The sequence below is a fragment of the Curtobacterium sp. ABR8 genome, assembly GCF_057812125.1.
In genome coordinates this window covers 3,108,525-3,130,653 of sequence record NZ_CM173818.1, presented here as the reverse complement: position 1 = coordinate 3,130,653, position 22,129 = coordinate 3,108,525, and the positions used below count along the sequence as shown (strand labels likewise).

Here is a 22,129-nt window from a genome sequence, read left to right as displayed (position 1 = left end):
CCCGTGCACATTGCTGCCGTCGTCCTGTCCCTCGTCCTCGCCGTGGCCCTGCTCGGCTCGGGCGTCATGAAACTCGTCCGCAACCCGAAGATCGTCGCCTCGATGCAGGCCGTCCACGTCACCCCCGCGCAGATGACGGTCCTCGGGTTGCTCGAGGTCGCCGCTGCCGCCGGGCTCGTCATCGGCATCTGGTGGGTGCCGCTCGCCATCGCCGCGGCCGTCGGCGCGGTGGTCTACTTCGTCGGTGCCGTGGTGGCGCACCTCCGAGCGCACGACCGCGACCTGCAGGGCGCCGTCGTCCTGCTGGTGCTGTCGGTCGCGACGCTCGTGGTGCTCCTGCTCGCGCTGTAGCCCGCTGTTCGGGGCCGACGGCTCAGGGGATGAGTCGGTCGGCCCGGTAGCGCGCGAACAGGTCGGCGAACGCCCGTTCGGTCCGGCGGAAGGCCGTGAACCCGGCCTCGCGGCTCTTCCCCATGTCGGTGACGACCTCCATCGCGCGACCGAGGTCGGCGTCGGTGTGCCACCACGAGGCGAGACGGGTGATGTCCGCCTCCGCGAGACCGTGTCGCTCGGCGATGCCGGCCCACTCGGACTCGTAGGGTGCCATCTGCTGCTCGAGCGGCCGCGGCTCGTCCTGGTAGCCGATCACGCGCGCCGGGTCGACGCCGAGGTGCGCCGCGAGCCGCGGCCACATCCAGCGCCACCGGAAGACGTCGCCGTTCACGATGTTGAAGGCCTCGTCGGCACCCTCGGGTGCGGTCGCTGCCCAGACCATCTGCTCGGCGAGGATCCCGGCCTCGGTCATGTCGGTCAGACCGTTCCACTGCGCCTCGCTGCCCGGGAACACGAAGTCGAGGCCGAGCTCCTTCGCCAGCGTCGCCTGCACCGCGATCGTCAGGCCCATGTTCATCGCGTTGCCGACGGCGTGCCCGATCACGGTGTGCGAGCGGTGCACCGACCAGGTGAACCCCTGGCGCTCGGCGGCGGCGAACAGCTCGTCCTCCTGCGCGTAGTAGAAGTTCGGGGTGTCCAGGCGGGGCTCTTCCTCGTGGAACGGGGTGTCGGGCATCTCGCCCGCGGCGTAGGCCTCGAACGGGCCGAGGTAGTGCTTCAGCCCGGTCACCAGCGCGACGTGCGCCAGCGGGGCGTGCGCGAGTGCAGCGAGCAGGTCGCGGACCATGCCGCCGTTCACGCGGATGTTCTCGGCTTCGGTCTCCTGACGCTGCCACGCGGTGAAGAACACGTGGGTCGGCTGCTCGTCGGCGAGTGCGGTCGCCAGGCTCTCGGGGTCACGCAGGTCCGCGGCGACGGTCCGGACGCCCTGCACGGCGAGCGGCCGGCGGGACAACGCGGTCACGTCCCAGTCGAGGTCGAGCAGGTGGCTCACCAGGGCGGAGCCCGTGATGCCGCTCGCTCCCACGACGAGGGCACGGGGCTGGACAGAGGTCGGTTCGGTCGATCCGGTTGCAGTCATCCCTGCATGCAACCGACGATGGACGACACGTGTTCCCTCATCGTGGGCGACGGATACGGATCGGGCCCTTCGCGGTCGACGGGTCGACGACGGAGCCGCCCTGGGTGATCTCGACCTCGCCGCGGGCCGTCATCCGCCGAGCAGCTCGCCGGGCGGGTTCCATGAGCGGCCGCCAGTCGTCGGGCTCGAGCGAACGCGCGACCTCGGACGGGCAGATGCTCGAGGTCCGGGCCCGCGCGGCGAGGAGTTCGTCGATGCGCTGTTCGAGGGCCCGGTCGGTGGCGTCGACTCCGTGCTTCCGGCACGCTGCGGAGCAGTACCGCGCCTCCGGGGCCGCGGACGCGGGCATCGTCCGACCGCACGACGCGCACGTGCGCTCGGCGTGCTCCGCCTCGTTCGCCGCAGCGTCCGCTTCCGTCCTGATCGCGCGTCCCATGCCTGCATCTTCGTCCTGCTGCTCCTGTCCGTTCCCAGCACGAGCGCACCCGGCGCGGGTCCGGCTGGCAGCATCGGACCGGTGAGCACCGACACCGCACCGATCCGCCCGCCCGAGCCCACGTGGGTCCCGCACGTCATGTGGTGGCACGTCTACCCGCTCGGGTTCGTCGGGGCGGACGTCCGACCCGGGTCCGCTGTCGAGGAACGCGCCGTCGAGCACCGCCTCGGCCGCATCGAGCCCTGGCTCGACCACGTCGTGGACCTCGGCCTGAACGGCCTGGTGCTCGGACCGGTGTTCGCGAGCTCGACGCACGGCTACGACACGGTGGACCACTTCCGCATCGACCCCCGGCTCGGCGACGACGCCGACTTCGACCACCTGGTCACCGCCGCGCGCGAGCGGGGGATCCGGGTCCTGCTCGACGGCGTCTTCAACCACGTCGGCCGCGAGCACCCGGCGTTCCGGGCGCTCGAGGAGCAGGGGCCGGACGCAGCGACCGCTGACCTCTTCGCGATCGACTGGTCCGGGTGGACGCCGGGGCAGCCGGTACCCGTCGGGTTGTTCGAGGGGCACGACATCCTCGTGGCGCTGGACCACGACAGCGCAGCGACCGAGGACCTCGTCGTCGAGGTGATGACGCACTGGCTGGAGCGGGGGATCGACGGCTGGCGCCTCGATGCTGCGTACGCCGTGCCGCCGGCGTTCTGGGCCAGGGTGTTGCCGCGGGTGCGGGAGCGGTTCCCGGACGCGTGGTTCAGCGGCGAGGTGATCCACGGCGACGCGGCGGCGATCGCCCGCGAGTCGACGATGGACTCGTTGACGCAGTACGAGTTGTGGCAGGGGATCTGGCACGGCATCGCGGACGGCAACGGTCACGAGCTGGCGCACGCGATCGAGCGGCACGACGCCCTGCTCGAGACGTTCGCCCCGACGACCTTCATCGGCAACCACGACGTGACCCGCATCGCGAGCGCCGTGGGGGAGCCGTTCGCCGGACACGCGGCCGCGGTGCTGTTCACCGTCGCCGGCACGCCGATCGTCTACGCGGGTGACGAGTACGGCTGGACCGGGGTGAAGGAGGAACGCGAGGGCGGCGACGACGCCGTCCGGCCGGAGTTCCCGCCCACACCACCCGCACCGGGCGAGCTGACGCACGCGTACGAGGCGCTCATCGCCCTGCGCCGCCGGAACCCGTGGCTGCACCGGGCGCACACCGACGTCGTCCACCTGACGAACACCGCGGTCGTCCTGCGCACCGCGACGTCGGACGCGGCCGTGGTGACCGCCCTGAACCTGTCGGCCGACCCCGTCGAGGTTCCCGCAGCCGACGCGACGCAGGTGGAGGCGGGCGGTGCCGATCTCGGGGACGGGACCCTGCGCCTCCCGGCCCGGGGGTGGGCGGTCCTGTCCCGCTGACGCACGAAAGCGACAGAAGTGCGCGGATGTTCCGCAGCACTCTGTCGCTTTCGCGGGGGTGACCCCGGACGGACGCCCTACTTGCGCGCGGCGGCCGCCCGACGCTTGTTGAACACGTCGAACGCGACGGCGGCGAGCAGGACCAGGCCCTTGATCAGGGACTGGTACTCGGTGCCGACGCCGAGGATCGACATGCCGTTGTTGAGCAGGCCGATGATGAGACCACCGACGATGGCGCCCGGGACCGTGCCGATGCCGCCCGTGACCGCCGCGCCACCGATGAACACCGCGGCGATGGCGTCGAGCTCGAAGCCGTTGCCCGCACCCGGGGCCGCCAGGTTGAGCTGACCGGTGAAGACCACGCCGGCCAGGGCCGAGATGACACCCATGTTAACGAAGAGCATGAACGTGACGCGCTTGGTCTTCACGCCGGACAGCTGCGCGGCCAGGGCGTTGCCGCCGATGGCGTAGACGTGTCGGCCGAACACCGCGCTCCGCATGATGACCGAGTAGATCACCACGAGCGCGCCGAGGATGACGAGCACGATCGGGGTGCCGTTGTAGCTCGCGAGCAGCAGGGCAACGTAGACGACCAGCACCACGCCGAAGACGAGCTTCACGATGAACCAGGCGAACGGTTCGCTCTCGAGCTGGTACTTGCGGCGGGTGGCGCGGCCGCGGAACGCGGTGACGGCCATGACGGCCGCGGCGGCGAAGCCGAGGATCATCGTGAGCGGCTCGTAACCGGTGGTGCCGAACGACGGCAGGAAGCCGGACCCGAGGGCGCGGAACCCGTCCGGGAACGGCGAGATCTGCTGGTTGTGCAGCACGATCTGCGCCGCACCGCGGAAGGCGAGCATGCCGGCCAGGGTGACGATGAACGCCGGGATCCCGAAGTAGGCGATCCAGAACCCCTGCCAGGCGCCGACGAGCGCACCGACGACCAGGCAGAGCACGACGGCGATCGGCCACGGGATGTGCCACTGCGTGATCATCACGCCGGCCATCGCGCCGGTGAAGGCGACGACCGACCCGACCGACAGGTCGATGTGGCCGGCGATGATGACCATGACCATGCCGATGGCGAGGATGAGGATGTAGCTGTTCTGGACGATCAGGTTCGAGACGTTGATCGGGGCCAGGGTGATGCCGTTGGTCGTCACCTGGAAGAAGACGACGATGACGATCAGCGCGATGAACAGGCCGATCTGTCGGAGCTGCCCGGTGAGGTAGCCGGCGGCGGACTTAAGCGCGTTCATTGACAGGGGTCTCCCGTTCCTGGGTCATGTACTGCATGAGGACCTCTGGGGTGGCCTCGGAGCGGGGCACATCAGCGGTGATGGTGCCCTCGGAGAGCGTGTAGATGCGGTCGCAGATGCCGAGGAGCTCCGGGAGCTCCGAGGAGATCACGATGACCCCCTTGCCCTGGTCCGCGAGGCTGTTGATGATCGTGTAGATCTCGTACTTCGCACCGACGTCGATGCCACGGGTCGGCTCGTCGAGGATGAGCACGTCAGGATCGGTGTACATCCACTTCGACAGGACGACCTTCTGCTGGTTGCCGCCGGAGAGCTTGCCCGTGACGACGTCGACGTTCGGTGCCTTGATGTTGAGGTTCTTCAGGAACTGCCCGGCGACCGTGGTCTCCTCGGACGCGTTGACGAAGCCCCAGTTCGCGAGCTTCCCGAGCGCCGACCCGGAGATGTTCCGCTTGATGTCGTCGATCAGGTTCAGGCCGTACCGCTTGCGGTCCTCGGTGACGTACGCGATGCCGTGGTCGATCGCCTGTGACACCGTGTGGGTCTTGATCGGCTCGCCGCGCTTGTAGACGGTCCCGCTGATGCCGGATCCGTACGACCTGCCGAACACGCTCATCGCGAGTTCGGTCCGCCCGGCGCCCATCAGTCCGGCGATGCCGACGATCTCGCCGGCGCGCACGTTCAGGTTGACCTGGTGGATGATCTCGCGCGACCCGTCGAGCGGGTGGTGGACCGTCCAGTCCTCGATCCGCAGGAGTTCCTCGCCGATCTGGGGATCGTGCTCGGGGTACCGGTTCGACAGGTCGCGGCCGACCATGCCGCGGATGATGCGGTCCTCGGACACGTCGTCGGCGTGCATGTCGAGCGTCTCGATGGTCTTGCCGTCGCGGATGATCGTGACCTTGTCGGCGATCGCCTTGATCTCGTTGAGCTTGTGGCTGATGATGATCGCCGTCATGCCCTCGGCCTGCAACGAGCGGATGAGCTCGAGCAGGTGCGCGGAGTCGTCGTCGTTCAGGGCGGCGGTGGGCTCGTCGAGGATGAGGAGCTTGACCTTCTTCGACAGTGCCTTCGCGATCTCGACGAGCTGCTGCTTGCCGACGCCGATGTCCACGATCTTCGTGACTGGGTTGTCCTTGAGGCCGACGCGCTGCAGGAGCTCGGCGGCGGCGAGGTTGGTCTTGTTCCAGTCGATGAAGCCGCCCTTGGACCGCTCGTTGCCGAGGAAGATGTTCTCGGCGATCGACAGGAACGGGCTCAGCGCGAGCTCCTGGTGGATGATGACGACGCCAGAGGCCTCGGAGTCGTTGATGTCCGCGAACGAGACCGGTGCGCCGTCGAGCAGGATCTGCCCCTCGAAGGAGCCGTGCGGGTAGACGCCCGACAACACCTTCATCAGGGTCGACTTGCCGGCGCCGTTCTCGCCGCAGATGGCGTGGACCTGGCCACGCTGGACCTCGATCGAGACGCCCTGCAGGGCCTTCACGCCGGGGAACGTCTTGGTGATGTCACGCATCTCGAGGATCGTGTCCGTCACGTCGACCGCCTTCCGTGGTGCGCGCCGTGGCGCGCGGATGGGGCGGACGGGAGGCACGGGGCGGGGTCGACCCGTGCCTCCTGTCCGACAGGTGGGTTGCGACTACTTCAGGTCGGCTTCGGTGTAGTAGCCCGAGTCGACGAGGACTTCCTTGTAGTTGTCCTTCGTGACGACCGTCGGCTGGAAGAGGAAGGTCGGGACGACCTTGACCTTGTTGTCGTAGCTCTTCGTGTCGTTGACCTCGGGCTTCTTGCCGGTGAGCAGGTCCTCGGCCATGGTGACCGACTGCTTGGCGAGCTTGCGCGTGTCCTTGTAGATGGTCGAGTACTGCTGACCGGCGATGATCGACTTGACCGAGGCCGCCTCGGCGTCCTGGCCCGTGACGATCGGCAGCGGACGGTCGCTGGTGCCGTAGCCGGCACCCTGCAGTGCCGAGATGATGCCGATCGAGATGCCGTCGTACGGCGAGAGCACGCCGTCGAGCGTGGTGCCGCCCGAGTAGGACTTCGCGACCAGGTTCTGCATGCGGGCCTTGGCGGTCGCCGGGTCCCACTGCTGCGTGGCGGCCTGCGAGAGCTGGTCCTGACCCGACTGGATCTTCAGCGTGCCGTCCTCGAGGTACGGCTTGAGGGTCTTCATGGCGCCGTTGAAGAAGAAGCTGGCGTTGTTGTCGTCGAGCGAGCCGGCGAAGACCTCGATGTTGAACGGGCCCTTCTCGCCGGTCTTCTCGCCCTTGTCGTCGAGGACGCCGAGGCCGGTGAGCAGGCTCGTCGCCTGGTCGACGCCGACCTTCTCGTTGTCGAACGACACGTAGTAGTCGACGTTCTCGTTGCCCGTCAGCAGGCGGTCGTAGGAGATCACCTTGATGCCGGCCTTGGCGGCGGCGTCGAGCTGGTCGGAGAGGGCTCCGCCGTCGATCGACGCGATGATGAGGACCTTCGCGCCCTTCGTGATCATGTTGCTGACCTGCTGGGCCTGCTGCTGGACCTTGTTGTCGCCGTACTCGAGGTCGACCTTGTAGCCGGCCTTCTCGAGGTCGCTCTTGACGGCGTCGCCGTCCTTGATCCAGCGTTCCGACACCTTGGTCGGCATGGCGACGCCGACCAGGGCGCCCTTGTTGTCGGTGCTGCCGCCGCCGTCGGTGGACGCACGGCCACCGGCCGAGCAGCCGGCGAGTGCGATCGCGATGCCGAGGGCTGCAACGCCCGCGATGATCCTGCGCTTCGTCATCGAAGTACCTCTGTTCCTCTCGCGTCGTCCTCGACGCGCTCAGGTGCCGGGGCTGCTGTGCCCCGAGGGATGTGCTCGTGTGAGCGCTCACATCTTGTGGGTTCCGTGACGGGGTGTCAACTCGACGTGACCGTTTCGCGATCTTGCCGCGCGCGTCGGACTGCGCGGTACGGTTGGCCTCGTGACGACCACGACCGCCCCAGGGGGCACGGGCGGCAAACGCCGGAAGGCGCCGACGATCTTCGACGTCGCCGAGCGTGCGGGCGTCTCCCACCAGACCGTCTCGCGCGTCATCAACGGCGATCCGACGGTCCGCGACGCGTTCCGCACGCAGGTCACCGACGCCGTCCACGAACTCGGCTACCGGCCCCGCGCCGCCGCCCGGGCACTCGCCGGCGGCCGGAGCCGCGCGCTCGGCATCATCACCGCGGGCGACGCCCTGTACGGTCCGTCGAGCACCGCGATCGGGTTCGAACGCGCGGCCCGCTCGGCCGGGTACCACGTGCTGCTCTCGACCCTGCCCGAGGACCCGACGCCGTCCGACCTGTCCGGTGCACTGACCACGCTGCTCGCGCAGGACGTCGCCGCGATCGTGCTCGTCGCCGCCGACAACCGCGTGCTCGACGCCCTCGGGTCGCTCACCGTGCCGGTCACCGTGCCGGTCGTCGTCTCCAACGCCGTGCAGCGCGACGCCGTCCGGACCCCGGCGGCGTCGACCGTCGCCGCGGTCGCGATCGACCAGGCAGCGGGGACGTCGCTCGTGATGGAGCACCTGTTCGCGCGCGGACACCGGCGGATCGTGCACATCGCCGGACCACCGGTGTCGCAGGAGTCCGAGGTGCGCCGTGCCACGTACGTCCGGATCATGGAAGCGGCCGGCCTCGAGCCCGTCGTGCTCGACGGCGACTGGACGCCGGGGAGCGGGTTCGCGGCCGCACGCCACATCGACGTGACGGCCGTCGATGCCGTGTTCGCCGGCAACGACCAGATGGCGCTCGGGGTGCTCCACGCCTTCGCCGACGAGGGCCTGCGCGTGCCGGACGACATCGCGGTGGTCGGGTTCGACGACGTGCCCGAGGCCGCGCACTTCACGCCGCCGCTGACCACCGTGCGGCAGGACTTCCGGGCGATGGGCGAACGGGTGCTCGACACCGTGCGGGCCCTGGTCGAGGGCGAGCCGCGCGACGAGACGCTGCTGGCGCCCGAGCTGGTGGTGCGGCGCAGCGCGTAGCGCCCCTCGCACCGTGCGCTGTTGTGCGGCCGGTGCGAGGTTGCCCGCTCGGTGCGGCGCTACAACCCCGCATCGAGCGGGCAACCCCGCACCGGCCGAGGGGCGGCGCACGGTGCGAGGTCGTGGCCGTCCCGCACCGAGCGGGCAACCCCGCACGGTGCGAGCGGGCCCGGCCCCGAGCTGACCCGACCGTCAGCCCTTCAACGCACCGGACGACAGGCCTGCGACGTAGAACCGCTGCAGCCCGACGTAGAGCGCGATGCACGGGATCATCGCCACGACCGACCCGGCGACGAGGTTGCCGTACGACACCTGCCCGTACGCACCGGTCTGCAGGTTGAGCAGCGCCACCGGCAGCGTGTAGAGCGAGTCCTTCGTCAGGAAGGTCAGCGCCCCGAGGAACTCGGTCCACGACGCCAGGAAGGCGTACAGCGCAGCGGTCGCGGCCCCGGGCAGCAGGAGCGGGCGGAGCACCGACACGACGACCCGGAAGCGGGAGGCCCCGTCGACGAACGCCGAGTCCTCGAGTTCGGTCGGGATCGACTCGAACGCGTTCCGCATCACGAACACCCCGAACGGCAGGTTCACCGTCGTGTAGAACAGCACGAGCCCGAGCAGCGAGTTCGTGAGCTTCATGGCGTTCATCTCGAGGTACAGCGGGGTGAGGATCGCCTGGAACGGCACCATCATCGTCAGCAGCACCAGGCCGAACACGATGCCGGAGCCGCGGAACCGGAAGCGGGCGAACCCGTACCCGGCCATCGTCGCGATCACCGCGGTGAGCACGGCGGTGGCGATCGACACGATCAGCGAGTTGAACACGCCGGTCAGCAGGTGCGACGACGAGCTGAACACCGCCGCGAAGTTCTGCCAGCCGAGCTGGAAGAACGTCGCGGGGTCGGCTGCCTGCGTGATGACGGCCTCGGACTGGAACGCCCGCAGGATCGACCACAGCAGCGGGACGCCGAAGACGAGCACCGACCCGACGCCGGCGATCACGTAGAGGGTGCGCTTGACGGCGGTGTCGCGCGGATGCCGGACGCTGCCCTGGTGGTGGCGCCGTCGGTGTCCGTCGCCGGTGGTGGTCAGGGTGCGGGTGGACAGGTCCGGTGCTGCGAGGCCGGCGCGGGAGGTCGTGGTGCTCATGGCTCAGTCCTTCTCTCGCAGTGCCCAGAACTGGAACACCGTGACGGCGGCGATGACGACGACGAGGGCGATCGACTCGGCGGTCGCGGCGCCGAGTTGCAGGTTGACGAAGCCACGGTTGTAGATCGCGTTCACGATCGTGGTCGTCTCGGTACCGGGTCCGCCCTGGGTCAGGATGTAGAACTGGTTGAACGCGAGCAGCGAACCGATCACCGAGATGATGGCGCTGAGGGCGATGGTCGACCGGATCATCGGCAGGGTGATGAGCCGTTCGGTCTGCCACCAGGACGCGCCCTCGAGCTGCGCGGACTCGTACACCTCGTCGGGGATGCCCTGCATCGCCGACATCAGGAGCACCATCGTCAGCCCGGACACCGCCCAGACCACGAGCACGCAGATGAGCAGCGTGGCGAGGGGGCCGTTGACGAGCCAGGCCGTGCTGCCGTCGGTGATGCCAAGCCAGCGGAGCACCATGTTGACGGCTCCGGAGTTCGGCTGCGCCTCGAGCACGAGCATGAACGACAGCGTGGTCAGGCCGACGACGTACGGCAGGAAGAACACGGTCCGCAGCAGGGTGCTGCCCCGTCGCCGTGCCCGGATGAGCACGGCCAGGAAGTAGCCGAGCACCAGGATCGGTACCGTCACGATCGCGGTGTACAGCAGCGTGTACCCGATGGCGTGCACGAACGTCGGGTCCTGGAACAGCGTCAGGTAGTTCTGCAGCCCGATGAACCGGTACGGCCCGATCAGGGGCCAGTTCGTGAACGAGATGTAGAGCGCGAACACGAGCGGGGCGAGGACGAACACCGCGACGAAGACGATCGCCGGGGTGACGAGCACGGCGCCGGCGCGCGGCGGGTGCGTGAGCGAACCGCGGGACGGACCCGAGCGGCCCGGGCGGCCGGCGCCGCGGCCGACGGTCGGGCGGCCGGCGCCGGTCCGTCGGGTGGAGATGGTGGTCATGTCTGCACCTCTCTGTGCAACAAGCGAACGAGCGAACGAGCGGACGGTCAGGCCTGGACCTGGTCGAGGATGCGGGTGTAGTCCGCCTGCGCCGTCCGCATCGCGGCAGCGGTGCCCGAACCGAACACGGCCTCGCGGAACATCGCGAAGTACGGCGACGACGGCTGGTTGACGAGCAGGTTGTAGGCCAGGGTCTGCGGCGCGTAGCCCTTCTCGATGGCGTCGAGCGGGCCGAACGCCAGCGGGAACCGCTTCCGGTACTCGGGCGTCGCGGCGTCCGAGCGGGTGGGGAAGTACCCGCCGTCGGGCAGGGCCTGCTGTTGCTGGAGACCGTTCGCGTACTGCATGAACGCCCAGCCGCCCGATGGGTTCGCCGCCCCGTTCGGGATGCACATGTTGTCGCCGCCGTCGAAGAACGACCGCTGGCCGTCCCACGACGGGATGAGCACCGTCTGCATCTTCGCCCGCATCGCCTTGGTGGCCGCGGGCACGGTCGCGCCGTACGAGGTCGGGAAGATCCCCACCTTGCCGGCCCGGAAGTCGGCGCCCCAGGTCGTGCCGGCGTCGGCGTACGTCGCTTTCGACAGAACGCCGTCCTTCCAGAGCTGCCGGTAGAACTCGAGCATCCGTTCGAGGGCTTCGTTGCCGGTGATGTTCGCCGTTTGCTTACCGACCTCGCCGGACATCGTGTCGACGCCCGTGGCCCAGACGTGCGGCTGCGTGACGAAGCCGATGATGCCGGCGGCGTTGCCGGAGATCGACCAGCCGAAGACGTCGTCGTCGAGCTTCCGGATGGCCTTCGCCGCGTCGAGCAGCGTGGAGAGGTCCTTCGTCGACTCCTCGACGTCGAGCCCCGCCCGGTCGAACAGCTCGGTGTTGACGAACAGCTGCGAGTTGTCCGCCAGGTAGGGCAGTCCATAGTACCGGTCGCGGTACTCGAGCAACCGCAGGTGCCCCGGTGAGATCGCGTCGAAGTAGTCGAGGCCCTGCACCACGTCGGTCAGGTCGGCGAACGCCTCGCGGAAGATGAACAGCTGCGAGTTGATGTCGTCGATGTCCACCACGTCCGGCGGCTCACCACCGCGGATGGCCGTCGCGAGCTTCGTCACGTACTGCCCGTCCGGCACCGGGGTCAGCTCGACCTGCAGCTTCGGGTTCGCCTTGTTGAACCCGGCCACCGCCGAGGTCAGCCCGGCCTGGGTCGCGGACCGGCACCACACGTGCACGGTGCCGGTCGCGTCCTTCCCGAAGCTCGCCGCCTTCGCGTCGACCTTCGGCAGGGTGCCGGAGCACCCCGCCAGGGCGAGTGCTGCGCCGCCGGCGACACCGCCGACCAGGAACGCTCTGCGGTCCACGACGTCACCGCGCCAGCGGGAGCCACACGCGCATCGGCGCCGCGCCCCGGTTCGCCCAGGCGTAGTAGGGAACCGCTGTCGCGGTGACCGACGGGAGGCCCGGGGTGGCGCCCTGCGAGCCGGCCGCGTCGCCGACGCTGGTCGCGTCCAGGGCGTGATCCGTTCCTCCAGACCGGGTCGCGTCCAGCCGCTGGTACGGCCACGATGCCTGCTCGTGTGCGGCAGGGGCGTGTCCGGGAACGCGCAGCGTGACGATGCCGTCGAGCAGGTCGTCGCGACGTTCCTCGGTGATCGGGGCGACCGCGTCGACCGTCAGGTCGTCGACCGTGAAGCCCTGCTGGTCCGCCTGCTCCACGGCGTACACGAGCGGTCCGCGCTCGATGGCGACCTGACCGCGGGCGGCGTCGATGCGGGAGTCGGCGACGTACCGGTGCGGCGTCGTGTCGAAGACGAGCTCGACCGTGTCACCGGCGGTCCAGTGCCGGTCGACGACGTGCAGCGTTCCCGGCTCCGGGTGCGCGGTGCCGTCCGGACCCTGCACCGTCGTCGTGTCCGACCAGACCGGGATCCGCAGGCCGAGGGCGAGCGGGCCGTCCTCGGTGACGGTGACGACCACGCGGCCGTCGTGCGGGTAGCCGGTCTCGACCGACACCGGGCCGAGGTCCGCGGTCGCGTACTGGTGGATCTGCAGGCCGCCGTCGGTCGCCGTCGCCAGGTAGCCGTCCAGGCTCGCGAAGGTGCGCATGATGTTCGGCGGGCAGCAGGCGCAGTCGAACCAGCCGCGGCGCCCGTGTGCGGGAGAGCGGTTCTCGTCCTGGTGCGCGTGGTCCCGCTGCTGCAGGGGGTTCACGTAGAAGTACTCGGTACCCGCCAGGCTCACCCCGGCCAGGAACGCGTTGTACAGCAGGCGCTCGATCGCGTCGGCGTAGACCGGCTTGCCGGTGGCGAGCAGCAGGCGCCAGGCCCACTGGACACCGCCGATGGCCGCGCAGGTCTCGGCGTAGCCGCGGTCGGTGGGCAGCTCGTAGGGGTCGCCGAACGCCTCCCAGTCCCAGCGTGCACCGAGGCCGCCGGTGATGAAGGCCTTCGTCGCCATCATGTCCGCGAACTGCGTCTCGCTCGCGGCCAGGAGCTCGGTGTCACCGGTCTCGATCGCGACGTCCACAGCACCCGCGGCCAGGTACACGGCGCGGACGGCGTGGCCCTCGACGGTCGTGGCCTGCCGGCTCGGCACCCGGTCGGAGAAGTACGTCGGCTCGCCACCGGCGCGCTCGATGATGCCGGTGCCACGAGCGTCGACGAACCAGTGCGCCAGGTCGAGGTAGTCGCGGTTGCCCGTCTCGCGGTACAGCTCGACCAGGCCCATCTCGACGACGGGGTGGCCATCGACGTCGCGGGTCTTCGGCGTGCCGTCGGGTGCCGTGCCGTCGCCGAACGTGCGGACGAGGTGGTCGGCGTTCTTGATCGCGACCTCGAGCAGCCCGGTGTCGCCCGTCGCGCGGTGCTGCGCCACGGCCGCCTGGTACAGGTGCCCGGCGCAGTACATCTCGTGGCTCCACTTGAGGTCCGTGTACCGCTCGCCCTTCCCACGGATCTGCTGCACCGAGTCGAGGTAGCCGTCGTCGGCCTGCGCCTGGGCGTACAGGGCGGTGACCTCGCGCTGCAGGTCGAGCAGGTCCTCGGACGGGGCCCGGCCGTACTCCCACGCCACCGCCTCGAGCCACTTCGTCACGTCGGAGTCCATGAAGATCGGGCCGGTGGCCTCGCCCTCCTCGAGCCCCGCGGCGATGCGCAGGTTCCGGAAGTTGCCGGCGGTCTCGAGCAGGGCGTACCCGCCGCGGACCGCGTCACGGCCGTTGCGCTCCTGCCGGAGTGCCCAGAACCCGCCGGTGATCCGGGCGTCGCCCGTGGGCAGTGGCCGGAGCGTCAGGTGCGCGTCAGCGGTGGGGAGGACCGGGGTCGCGGTGTGTGCACGACTGTCGGTCGCGAGCGTGGTGGTCATGTCGCCTCCTTGCGATGTGACTGGTACCGTCCCGACGCCGCCGGCGAGGCAGCATTCGGAAAACGGTTTCTGCGGTGGACGTTACGACACGGATCTGCACCGCGCAAGGGGCGTGACGGGTTTTCTGCGTATGCTCATCGTCACCTCCCGCGATCCGGAAAGGACCTTGCCGTGACCCTCGAGCGCACCGGTGTCGACCGCGGCGCGCAGCCCGTCCGCATCACCGACGTCGCCGCGCTCGCCGGGGTGTCGATCGGCACGGCGTCGAAGGCGCTCAACGGCACTGGGCAGCTCCGCGACTCCACGCGGGCACGGGTCAAGGACGCCGCCGAGAAGCTCGGGTTCGTCGGCGACGCCCGGGCCCGCGCGCTGTCGTCGGGCCGCACCTACACGGTCGGCATGATCACCACCGACTCCTTCGGCCGGTTCTCGATCCCGGTGCTGCTCGGCGCCGAGGACGCCCTGTCCGCCGGGCAGATGGCCGTCCTGCTGTGCGACACCCGCGACGACCACGTCCGCGAGGCCCACTACCTGCGCTCACTCGCGGCCCGCGGGGTCGACGGCATCATCGTCACCGGCCGCTCCGCCGACGCCCGGCCGCCGATCGACGTGTCCATCCCCGTGGTCTACGCCTTCACCCCGTCGACCTCGGCCGACGACGTCTCGATCACCCTCGACGACGAGGCCGGCAGCGCGGCCGTCGCCGCCCACGTGCTCACCCTCGGCCGGTCACGCGTCGCCGTCGTCACCGGGCCCTCGCGGCACCGTTCCGCCGAACGCCGGGTGGCGGGGGCGGCCTCCGTGCTCGGGTCGCGGCTCGTCACGCCGCCGCTGTTCGGCGAGTGGTCGGAACGGTGGGGGCGCCAGGCCGTCGACGTGCTGGCCCGGCAGTCGCCCGACGTCGACGCGATCGTGTGCGGCAGCGACCAGATCGCCCGCGGCGTGTGCGATCGGCTGCGGGAGCTCGGACGATCGGTGCCCGGCGACGTCGCCGTCACGGGCTTCGACGACTGGGACGTGATGGCGCTCGCCTCGCGGCCGCCGCTGACGACGGTGGACCTGCGGCTCGAGGAGCTCGGGCGTGTGGCGGGGCAGGCGCTCCTCGGCCTGATCGACGGCGGTGCGGCGGCCTCGGCATCGGTCGCCCCGGCCCTCGTCATCCGCGAGAGCACCGCCGGCCCGTAGTCGGCGCCCGTCGCCCGGGGTTGCCGCTCGGCGCCCGAGGTTCCGAAATCTCGGCATCTGGGCGCGGATCCGAGCCGATCGTGGAACCTGGGCGTTGCGCGGGCGGCGTGTTGTGGAACCTCGGCGGGAGGGGGCCGGGCGAGTCTTCGGCGCCGAGGAGTTGGACGGACCGCGCCGAAGGCCGCCGCCCGGGGTTGCCGCTCGGCGCCCGGGTTGCCGCTCGGCGCCCGGGGTTCCGAGATTTCGGCATCTGGGCGCGGATCCGAGCCGATCGTGGAACCTGGGCGGTGCGCGGGCGGCGCGTTGTGGAACCTCGGCGGGAGGGGGTCGGGCGAGTCCTCTCCGCGGATGCGTTCACCGGGCGGCGTGTTGTGGAACCCCGACGGGCGTGAGCGGGGCGGCGCGCCCGGGCATTGCGAGAGTGAGCGCTCACGTGCCAGGATGTGAGCGCTCACGGAGGACGACGGAGTTCTGGAGGAACGCATGGGCGACGACCCCACCCAGCAGGTCGCGAACGGCCGCACGACACTCGGGATCGAGCTCGGCTCCACCCGCATCAAGGCGTGTCTGGTGGACGAGGACCTCGTGCCCATCGCCGCCGGGTCCCACGAGTGGGAGAACGAGTTCGTCGACGGCCGCTGGACCTACTCGCTCGACGCCGTCGAGACCGGCCTCCGGGCCGCGTACGCCGCGCTCGTCGCCGACGTCGAAGCGCAGTTCGGCGTGCGTCCGACCACCTTCCGCGCCGTCGGTGTGAGCGCGATGATGCACGGCTACCTGGCGTTCGACGCCGCGGGCGAGCTGCTCGTGCCGTTCCGGACCTGGCGCAACACCTCGACCGGACCCGCCGCCGAACGGCTCAGCGAGGCCCTGTCCTTCAACGTCCCGCTCCGCTGGTCGATCGCACACCTGTACCAGGCGGTGCTCGACGACGAGCCGCACGTGGCCGAGGTCGCGGGCATCACGACCCTCGCGGGCTACGTCCACCGACGACTCACCGGTCGGAACGTGCTCGGGGTCGGGGACGCCTCCGGTGTCTTCCCGATCGAGAGCGGCCCCGTCGACAGCGGCCCGGGCGAGCCCGGCTCCCGCGACTGGGACGGGCACATGCTCGCCACGACGCAGGACCTGCTCGGCGAGCACGTCCCCGACCTCCGTGCGGTCCTGCCCGAGGTGCTCGTCGCGGGCGAGGAAGCCGGAGCCCTGACCCCCGAGGGCGCCGCGTGGCTCGATCCCACCGGCTCGCTCAGCCCCGGTGCGCCCCTGTGCCCGCCCGAGGGCGATGCCGGCACCGGCATGGTCGCGACGAACGCCGTCGCCCCCCGCACCGGCAACGTCAGCGTCGGCACGAGCATCTTCGCGATGGTGGTCCTCGAGCACCCGCTCAGCACCCCGCACGAGGAGCTCGACGTCGTGACCACCCCGTCCGGCGACGCCGTGGCGATGGTGCACTGCAACAACGGCGCGAGCGAGATCGCCAGCTGGGCGCGGGTGTTCGGACGCTTCGCCGAGGCATCGGGCAGTCCGATGCCGACGGATGACGTGTTCCGGGTCCTCCTGGACGAAGCCGAACGGGCCGACCCCGACGCCGGCGGCCTGCTCTCCTTCAACTACCTGGCCGGCGAACCCGTCACCCACGTCGAGGACGGCCGACCCCTGCTGCTCCGCACCCCCGACGCCCGCTTCACCCTGGGCAACCTGGTCCGCTCCGAGGTGCACGGCGCGTTCGCCACCCTGGCGATCGGCATGGACGTGCTGCACGGCGAACAGGTGCAGGTCGACCGGATGACCGCGCACGGCGGGCTCTTCCGCACGCCCGGTGCCCCGCAGCGACTGCTCGCCGCCGCACTGCGGGTTCCGATCGCCCTCGAGGAGACCGCGGGCGAGGGCGGGGCGTGGGGCATCGCCGTCCTGGCCGCCTACCTCGAGCACACCGACCAGCAGCTCGCCGACTACCTGTCGGACACCGTGTTCGGCGGGGACGCCGTGCACGTGGCCGAGCCAGGGCCGCGCGACGTCGAGGGCTTCCAGACGTACCTCGGCCGGTACCGCGCTGCCCTGCCCGTCCAGGCCGTGGCGGCAGCGGCGACCCGACCAGACGCGACCGGAACCGGTGCGGCAGCCGCCCCCGGCGCCGGCGCGACCACGACCCGGGGCGAGGGGACGGCGGGAGCCGAGCCGCGCCTCCCGGCAGAGCAGGAAGTGACCAGATGACCAGCGCAACCGACCACGACACCCGGCGGGCCGTCGCGGCCACCCGCGAGCGCGTCGCCCGCCTGCACGGCGAACTCGTCCGCTACGGCCTGGTGATCTGGACCGGCGGCAACGTCTCCGAGCGCGTGCCCGGCACGGACCTGTTCGTCATCAAGCCGAGCGGCGTCTCGAGCGACGACCTGACCCCGGAGAACCAGGTCGTCTGCACCCTCGACGGCCAGCCGGCCGACGGCTGGGGCAACGAGCACGGCCCGTCCTCCGACACCGCCGCGCACGCCCACGTGTACCGGAACATGCCCGAGGTCGGCGGCGTCGTGCACACCCACTCGACGTACGCGACGGCGTGGGCCGCACGAGCGGAACCCATCCCGTGCGTGATCACCGCGATGGCCGACGAGTTCGGCGGCCCGATCCCCGTCGGCCCGTTCGCGATCATCGGCGACGACTCGATCGGCCACGGCATCGTGGAGACCCTCAGCGGACACCGGAGCCGCGCGGTCCTGATGCAGAACCACGGCGTCTTCACCATCGGCAAGGACGCGAAGGACGCCGTCAAGGCGGCCGTGATGTGCGAGGACGTCGCCCGGACGGTGCACATCGCGAAGCAGGGCGGAGACGTCGTCCCGATCGCCGAAGCAGACATCGATCGACTCTTCGATCGCTACCAGAACGTCTACGGACAGAACCCCGAAGGAGCCATGCGATGACGCAGGACACCCCGACGCACGACACCCCGACGCACGACACCCCGACACACGACACCACGACGCCGGACACCACCGTCGACCCCCAGGCCACGCTCGACGGCTACGAGGTCTGGTTCCTCACCGGCTCCCAGGGGCTCTACGGCGAGGAGACCCTGCGCCAGGTCGAGGAGCAGAGCAAGGCGGTGCACGCGGAACTCGCCGGGCACCTGCCGGTGAAGCTCGTCTGGAAGCCCGTCCTGAAGGACGCCGACGGCATCCGCCGCGCCCTGATCGAGGCGAGCGCCGACGACAAGGTCATCGGTGTCACCACCTGGATGCACACGTTCAGTCCCGCGAAGATGTGGATCGGCGGCCTGCAGGCGCTGACGAAGCCGCTGCTGCACCTGCACACGCAGGCGAACGTCACGCTGCCCTGGGCGGACATCGACTTCGACTTCATGAACCTCAACCAGGCAGCGCACGGCGACCGTGAGTTCGGCTACGCCCTGGCGCGCCTCGGCGTCCGGCACGCCACCGCCGTCGGGCACGTCTCGGACCCGCGCGTGCAGCAGCGCGTGTCGAACTGGACCCGTGCCGCAGCCGGTGCTGCAGCCGTCCGCGAGCTGAAGCTGACCCGCTTCGGCGACAACATGCGCTACGTCGCCGTCACCGAGGGCGACAAGACCGAGGCGGAGATCGAGCTCGGCGTGCAGGTGAACACCTGGGCCGTCAACGAGCTCGCGGCAGCGGTGGACGCTGCTGCAGCGGACACGGCAGCGGTCGACGCGCTCGTGGCGCAGTACGAAGCGGCCTACGACGTCGACCCGTCACTCCGCAGCGACGGCGGCGAACGGCACGCCGCGCTCCGCGACGGCGCGGCCATCGAGATCGGCCTCCGCACGCTCCTGCAGCAGAACGGGTCCGCCGCCTTCACCACGAACTTCGAGGACCTCGGCACGCTCAAGCAGCTCCCCGGCCTCGCCGTGCAGCGCCTGATGGCCGACGGCTACGGCTTCGGCGCCGAGGGTGACTGGAAGACGGCCGTCCTGGTCCGCGCGATGAACGTCGCCGGCGCCGGTCTGCCCGGCGGTGCGAGCCTGATGGAGGACTACACCTACGACCTCACCCCGGGTGCCGAGAAGATCCTCGGGGCGCACATGCTCGAGGTCTCCCCGACGCTCACCACCACGAAGCCGACGCTCGAGATCCACCCGCTCGGCATCGGCGGCAAGGACGACCCGGTGCGCCTGGTCTTCACCGCCGACTCCGGCGAGGCCGTCGTCGTGGCGCTCTCCGACACCCGCGACGGCTTCCGCCTGACCGCGAACGTCGTCGACGTGGTGCCCCCGACCTCGGCGTTGCCGAAGCTGCCGGTCGGCCGTGCCGTCTGGGAGCCGCGCCCGTCGTTCCCCGTCGCCGCCGAGGCCTGGCTCACCGCCGGCGCCGCCCACCACACCGTCATGACGACGGCCGTCGGTCTGCAGGTCGTCGAGGACCTCGCCACCATGGTCGGCACCGAGTTCCTGGTCATCGACGAGCACACCACCGCCCGCGGGTTCCGCGACGAGTTGCGTCTCCAGCAGACGTGGCACCGTCTCGACCGCGGCTTCTGAGGAGTCAGGACCCCACGATGGACGACGTGATCGCGGCCGAGCGCACGCGGACGAACTGGGCGGGCAACGTCACCTACCGCGCCTCGGCGCTGGTGCGCCCGACGTCGACGGACGAGCTCCAGCGGCTCGTCGCGTCGACGCCGCGCCTGACGGCGCTCGGCTCGCGACACTCGTTCAACACCATCGCCGACACCGACGCCGTGCAGGTGTCGCTGCAGGACCTGCCGCCGGTGCTCGACATCGACACGTCGCGGCGCGTGGTCCGCGTCGCCGCCGGCATGACGCACAGTCAGGTCGCGGCCGGTCTGGAGGCCCGTGGCTGGGCACTCGGGAACCTCGCGTCCCTGCCGCACATCTCCACGGCCGGGGCCGTCGCCACGGGCACGCACGGCTCCGGCGTCCGCAACCCGTCGCTCGCGCAGGCGGTGGTCGGACTCGACGTGGTGCGCGCCTCCGGCGAGCTCGCGCACGTCGATGCGTCCTCGCCGGACGGCGCCCTCGACGCCCACCGGGTGGCCATCGGCGCGCTCGGCATCGTCACCGCCGTGGAGCTCGCGATCGAGCCCACGTTCCAGGTCGCCACGACCGTGCACCTCGACCTGCCGTGGGACGCCGTCGCCGCGCAGTTCGACCAGGTGATGTCCGACGCGTACTCGGTGTCGATGTTCACGTCGTTCGACGACCGCGGCGCCCGGCAGGTCTGGGTGAAGCACCGCACCGACGAACCCGCACCGACCGTCGACCTCGTCGCCCTCGGCGCGCGGCCCGCCACCGGCCCCGTGCACCCGGGGGAGAACGACCCGGCCGGCGTCACCGAGCAGGGCGGCGTCCCCGGTCCGTGGGCCGAGCGGCTGCCGCACTTCCGGTCCACGTTCACCCCGTCGACGGGCGCCGAGATCCAGGCCGAGTACCTGATCCCCGCGGCCTCGGCCGTTGCGGCGCTCGAGGCACTCCGTCCGCTCGAACCGGTGTTCGCGCCGATCCTCATCGCCGCCGAGCTCCGCACGATCGCGCCCGACACCGCGTGGCTCGCGCCGTCGTCCGGTCGGCAGTCGGTCGGCATCCACTTCACGTTCCGTCGGGACGCCGCTGCCGTAGCGACCGCGGTGTCGCGGATCGAGGAGGCGCTCACGCCCTTCGACCCACGGCCGCACTGGGGGAAGGTGTCCGGCGTGAGCGTCGAGCGTCTGCACGAGGTGTACCCGCGGCTGTCGGACTTCGCCGCGGTCGCCCGTGACGTCGACCCCACGGGGCGGTTCCGCAACGCGTACCTGGCGCGCGTCCTGTCCTGACGGGGCGTCACTGGCGCAGCTCACAGGGGATGCCCACCGGATGTGCGGGCGACCCGCCGGTTCGTCGCTGGGAGCGCACATGTGCATCCACAAAGGTCGGGGCATGGCGAACTTCAACCGCATCCTCGGCATGGCCTCGAAGGTCATCGACAAGCAGCTCCAGAAGCGTGGGCAGGGGGACGGTGCGCCCGGCAACGGAGCGCAGCGCGGTGGCGGGACCGACTGGCGTGACGTCGTCCGCGGCGCTGCGGACCGGCTGACCGGCGACGACCGGAGCCAGCAGCAGCGGCCCCAGCAGCAGTACGGACAGCAGCAGTACGGCCACCCGCAGCAGCAGCAGCAGTACGGCCAGCCGCAGCAGCACGGCCCGGCCGACTCCGACAAGGTCGCCCTGGCGAAGTACGACTACCTGCTCCGCACCTCGTCGCCGGACCAGCTCGAGCAGGTCCACCACGACGCGTTCGCCCGGCTGACCCCGGCGCAGCGGCAGCAGGTGCGCAACCGCCTGAACTCCGAACTGCCGCCGCACGAGCACCTGCGCGACGACTCGGCGGGCGGCATGGCGCGCGCGATGACGCGCGGTGAGATGTCGCGTCCGGGTCTGATCCGACGCGTCCTCGGCGGCTCGAGCAACGGCAACGGCCGCGGCCGTGGTGGCGCCTTCGCCGGTGGTGCCGCTGTCGGCGCCGGCGCGATGGCGCTCGGCGGCCTCGGCGTCGCCGTCGCCGGGGGAGCGGTGCTGAGCGCCGCCGCCGGCCCCGTGCTGGCGGAGGCCGCGAACCTCGGCGTCGACTTCGACGGCATCGCCTCGGGCATCGGCGACCTCGGGCTCGGAGACCTCGGCGCCGACCTCGGCGGTGGCTTCGAGGGGATCGCGGGCGAGGGCGAACAGCTCCTCGGTGGCCTCGGCGAGCAGGCATCCGGCCTCGGCGAGCAGGCGTCGAACCTCGGCAACGACTTCCTCGGGGGCTTGTTCGACCGCTGACCCTCGCCCTCGGGGTGGAAGCAGTGCAGATCCATCGGGAATAGTCGGACGTCGCACGGGACTTGGATTGTTTCGTCGTGCGACGTCCTTCGCACGTGGAAT

General features: G+C 70.8%; 18 protein-coding genes. 9 read left to right on the top strand and 9 right to left on the bottom strand.

All coding sequences use genetic code 11. The annotated features are described in order from the left end of the window. Positions 1-3 precede the first annotated feature (3 nt). Positions 4-351 (top strand): DoxX family protein, encoded by a 348-nt coding sequence (locus tag ACXKZB_RS14890; RefSeq protein WP_131921523.1) that lies wholly within the window; start codon positions 4-6, stop codon positions 349-351. A 22-nt stretch (positions 352-373) separates the two neighbouring features. On the opposite strand, the gene ACXKZB_RS14885 is transcribed toward ACXKZB_RS14890, so the two are convergent. Both ACXKZB_RS14885 and ACXKZB_RS14880 read right to left on the bottom strand, forming a co-directional pair. Then, a complete protein-coding gene (locus ACXKZB_RS14885) occupies positions 374-1,474 on the bottom strand; it encodes an SDR family oxidoreductase (protein WP_488823650.1) in 1,101 nt (366 codons plus the stop codon). A gap of 37 nt (positions 1,475-1,511) precedes the next feature. Beyond that, positions 1,512-1,910 (bottom strand): DUF3253 domain-containing protein, encoded by a 399-nt coding sequence (locus ACXKZB_RS14880; RefSeq protein ID WP_123314109.1) that lies wholly within the window; start codon positions 1,908-1,910, stop codon positions 1,512-1,514. 81 nt (positions 1,911-1,991) lie between these two features. Here ACXKZB_RS14880 and ACXKZB_RS14875 point away from each other — a divergent pair, with 81 nt between their 5' ends. Continuing rightward, a complete protein-coding gene (locus ACXKZB_RS14875; RefSeq protein ID WP_488823649.1) occupies positions 1,992-3,329 on the top strand; it encodes an alpha-amylase family glycosyl hydrolase in 1,338 nt (445 codons plus the stop codon). A gap of 77 nt (positions 3,330-3,406) precedes the next feature. On the opposite strand, the gene mmsB is transcribed toward ACXKZB_RS14875, so the two are convergent. The 3 genes from mmsB to chvE form a co-directional block, all read right to left on the bottom strand. Further along, on the bottom strand, positions 3,407-4,588 hold the full coding sequence (gene mmsB, locus ACXKZB_RS14870; RefSeq protein WP_111086259.1) for a multiple monosaccharide ABC transporter permease: 1,182 nt from the start codon (positions 4,586-4,588) through the stop codon (positions 3,407-3,409). Then, entirely contained in the window at positions 4,575-6,125 is a 1,551-nt protein-coding gene (gene mmsA, locus ACXKZB_RS14865; protein ID WP_488823648.1) for a multiple monosaccharide ABC transporter ATP-binding protein, read from the bottom strand. The genes mmsB and mmsA overlap by 14 nt, the downstream gene beginning before the upstream one ends. 102 nt (positions 6,126-6,227) lie before the next feature. Next, entirely contained in the window at positions 6,228-7,355 is a 1,128-nt protein-coding gene (gene chvE / locus ACXKZB_RS14860) for a multiple monosaccharide ABC transporter substrate-binding protein (RefSeq protein WP_488823647.1), read from the bottom strand. A 181-nt stretch (positions 7,356-7,536) separates the two neighbouring features. Between chvE and ACXKZB_RS14855 the strand changes: the two genes are divergently transcribed. Next, positions 7,537-8,586 carry a LacI family DNA-binding transcriptional regulator gene (locus ACXKZB_RS14855; RefSeq protein WP_222658331.1) on the top strand — a complete coding sequence of 350 codons (1,050 nt, stop codon included), beginning with the start codon at positions 7,537-7,539 and terminating at the stop codon, positions 8,584-8,586. 192 nt (positions 8,587-8,778) lie between these two features. Here ACXKZB_RS14855 and ACXKZB_RS14850 read toward each other — a convergent pair whose 3' ends face one another. From ACXKZB_RS14850 to ACXKZB_RS14835, 4 genes are read right to left on the bottom strand one after another with little or no spacing between them, the layout of a single operon-like run. Continuing rightward, positions 8,779-9,732 carry a carbohydrate ABC transporter permease gene (locus ACXKZB_RS14850; RefSeq protein WP_123314062.1) on the bottom strand — a complete coding sequence of 318 codons (954 nt, stop codon included), beginning with the start codon at positions 9,730-9,732 and terminating at the stop codon, positions 8,779-8,781. A gap of 3 nt (positions 9,733-9,735) precedes the next feature. Further along, positions 9,736-10,695, bottom strand: coding sequence for a carbohydrate ABC transporter permease (locus tag ACXKZB_RS14845; RefSeq protein ID WP_340195795.1), 960 nt, complete (start codon positions 10,693-10,695; stop codon positions 9,736-9,738). A 47-nt stretch (positions 10,696-10,742) separates the two neighbouring features. Further along, positions 10,743-12,050 carry an ABC transporter substrate-binding protein gene (locus ACXKZB_RS14840; protein ID WP_488823646.1) on the bottom strand — a complete coding sequence of 436 codons (1,308 nt, stop codon included), beginning with the start codon at positions 12,048-12,050 and terminating at the stop codon, positions 10,743-10,745. Between the two features lie 4 nt (positions 12,051-12,054). Next, a complete protein-coding gene (locus ACXKZB_RS14835) occupies positions 12,055-14,052 on the bottom strand; it encodes a glycoside hydrolase family 127 protein (RefSeq protein ID WP_488823645.1) in 1,998 nt (665 codons plus the stop codon). 171 nt (positions 14,053-14,223) lie between these two features. On the opposite strand from ACXKZB_RS14835, the gene ACXKZB_RS14830 reads away from it, so the two are divergent. The 6 genes from ACXKZB_RS14830 (at position 14,224) to ACXKZB_RS14805 (ending at position 22,027) form a co-directional block, all read left to right on the top strand. Then, entirely contained in the window at positions 14,224-15,237 is a 1,014-nt protein-coding gene (locus ACXKZB_RS14830) for a LacI family DNA-binding transcriptional regulator (protein WP_340195792.1), read from the top strand. A 483-nt stretch (positions 15,238-15,720) separates the two neighbouring features. Further along, entirely contained in the window at positions 15,721-17,451 is a 1,731-nt protein-coding gene (locus tag ACXKZB_RS14825; RefSeq protein WP_488823644.1) for a xylulokinase, read from the top strand. Continuing rightward, positions 17,448-18,158, top strand: a complete 711-nt coding sequence (locus ACXKZB_RS14820; protein ID WP_488823643.1) for an L-ribulose-5-phosphate 4-epimerase — start codon at positions 17,448-17,450, stop codon at positions 18,156-18,158. Before ACXKZB_RS14825 ends, ACXKZB_RS14820 begins: the two co-directional genes overlap by 4 nt. Beyond that, on the top strand, positions 18,155-19,750 hold the full coding sequence (gene araA, locus ACXKZB_RS14815) for an L-arabinose isomerase (RefSeq protein ID WP_488823642.1): 1,596 nt from the start codon (positions 18,155-18,157) through the stop codon (positions 19,748-19,750). Before ACXKZB_RS14820 ends, araA begins: the two co-directional genes overlap by 4 nt. 17 nt (positions 19,751-19,767) lie before the next feature. Next, on the top strand, positions 19,768-21,042 hold the full coding sequence (locus ACXKZB_RS14810) for an FAD-binding protein (RefSeq protein ID WP_488823641.1): 1,275 nt from the start codon (positions 19,768-19,770) through the stop codon (positions 21,040-21,042). A 103-nt stretch (positions 21,043-21,145) separates the two neighbouring features. After that, a complete protein-coding gene (locus ACXKZB_RS14805) occupies positions 21,146-22,027 on the top strand; it encodes a cation-transporting ATPase (RefSeq protein ID WP_488823640.1) in 882 nt (293 codons plus the stop codon). The last annotated feature ends 102 nt before the right edge of the window (positions 22,028-22,129 follow it).